This window comes from Streptomyces recifensis, from assembly GCF_002154615.1.
Taxonomy (GTDB): domain Bacteria; phylum Actinomycetota; class Actinomycetes; order Streptomycetales; family Streptomycetaceae; genus Streptomyces; species Streptomyces griseoluteus.
Genome location: NZ_MUNH01000774.1, coordinates 1 through 1,759, shown reverse-complemented (window position 1 = coordinate 1,759; position 1,759 = coordinate 1). Strand labels below are relative to the sequence as shown.

Genomic DNA, 1,759 nt, shown 5'->3' with positions numbered 1-1,759 from the left:
GGACCGAGGCGCAGGAGTGGGGCGAGCTGGCCAACCGGCACGAGCCGGAGCTGCGTACCCACGACCGGTACGGCAACCGCGTCGACGAGGTCGAGTTCCACCCGAGCTGGCACCACTTGATGCGCACCGCCGTCGCCGAGGGGCTGGCCGGCACACCGTGGGCGGAGGACCGCCCCGGAGCGCACGTGGCCCGTACGGCGGGCGGGCTGGTCTGGGGGCACACCGAGGCGGGGCACGGCTGCCCGACCTCCATGACGTACGCGGCAGTCCCCGCCCTGCGCGCCCAGCCGGACCTGGCCAAGGTGTACGAACCCCTGCTGACCAGCCGGGAGTACGAGCCGGGGCTGCGCGTGCCCACCGAGAAGCGGGGCCTGCTCGCCGGAATGGGCATGACCGAGAAGCAGGGCGGCTCCGACGTCCGCACCAACACCACCGTGGCCACGCCGACGGACGAGCCCGGCGTGTACACACTGCGCGGGCACAAGTGGTTCACCTCGGCGCCGATGTGCGACGTGTTCCTGGTGCTGGCGCAGGCTCCGGGCGGCCTCTCCTGCTTCCTGGTGCCACGGGTGCTGCCGGACGGCACCCGCAACACCTTCCGCATCCAGCGCCTCAAGGACAAGCTCGGCAACCGCTCCAATGCGTCCTCGGAGCCGGAGTTCGACCGTACGGTGGCGTGGCTGGTCGGGCCGGAGGGGCGCGGGGTGAAGACGATCATCGAGATGGTCAACTGCACCCGGCTGGACTGTGTGATGTCCTCGGCCACCCTGATGCGCAAGGCCCTCGTCGAAGCCGGCCACCACGCCCGGCACCGCAGCGCCTTCGGCGCCCCCCTGCTCGACCAGCCCCTCATGCGGAACGTCCTCGCCGACCTCGCGCTGGAGTCGGAGGCGGCCACCACCCTGACCCTCCGGCTGGCGGGCGCGGCGGACCGCGCGGTGCGCGGCGACGAGGGTGAACGGGCGTTCCGCCGGATCGCCACCGCCGTGGGCAAGTACTGGGTCACCAAGCGGGGCCCTGCGTTCACCGCGGAAGCCCTCGAGTGCCTTGGCGGCAACGGCTACGTCGAGGACTCCGGCATGCCCCGCCACTACCGCGAGGCGCCGCTGCTGTCGATCTGGGAGGGCTCGGGCAACGTCAACGCACTGGACGTGCTGCGGGCGTTGGGCCGGTCACCGGAGAGCGCGGAGTCGTTCTTCGGCGAGCTGGCCCTGGCACGGGGCGCGAATGCCCACCTGGACGCGACGGTGACCTCGCTGAAGCGGGAACTGGCGGAGGCGGACCAGTTGAGCGCGCGGCGGGTGGTGGAGCGGATGGCCCTGGCCCTGCAGGCGTCGCTGTTGGTCCGTCATGCGCCTTCGGCGGTGGCGGACGCGTTCTGCGCGACACGGCTGGGGGGTGACTGGGGGCACTCGTTCGGGACGCTGCCTTCCGGGGCGGATCTGGGGGCGATCCTCGATCGGGGGCTGCCGGTCTGAGAGGCGCCGGCGACGGGAGGGCGCTGTTCGGGGGGCTGCCCGCGGGTGCGTCGTCAGCCCGTCATGCGGCCCCACTGGGGGCCCAGGCGGGACCACTCGGTGTCCCAGCGGGACAGGCGGTGGCGTTCCAGGCGGGCCAGTAGGCGGCGGCCGGCGGCGAAGGGGACGACGGCTGCGGCGGTGGCGGCCAGAGTGCCGATGAAGGCGGCTCGGACGGTGGCCTCGGTGGGGGTGGCGGGGCGGTTGGCCAGGCGGCCGTGGTCGTCGGTCCAGATGACGAC

General features: G+C 73.3%; 1 protein-coding gene and 1 pseudogene. One reads left to right on the top strand and one right to left on the bottom strand.

The window, feature by feature from the left end; translation table 11 throughout:
* A partial coding sequence (locus CCN33_RS29580; protein WP_086696415.1) for an acyl-CoA dehydrogenase family protein occupies window positions 1–1,478 on the top strand: 1,478 nt, incomplete at its 5' end.
* 53 nt (window positions 1,479–1,531) lie between these two features.
* On the opposite strand, the pseudogene CCN33_RS32360 reads toward CCN33_RS29580, so the two are convergent.
* Window positions 1,532–1,759, bottom strand: a pseudogene (locus CCN33_RS32360) (Rv1733c family protein); the annotation flags it as partial.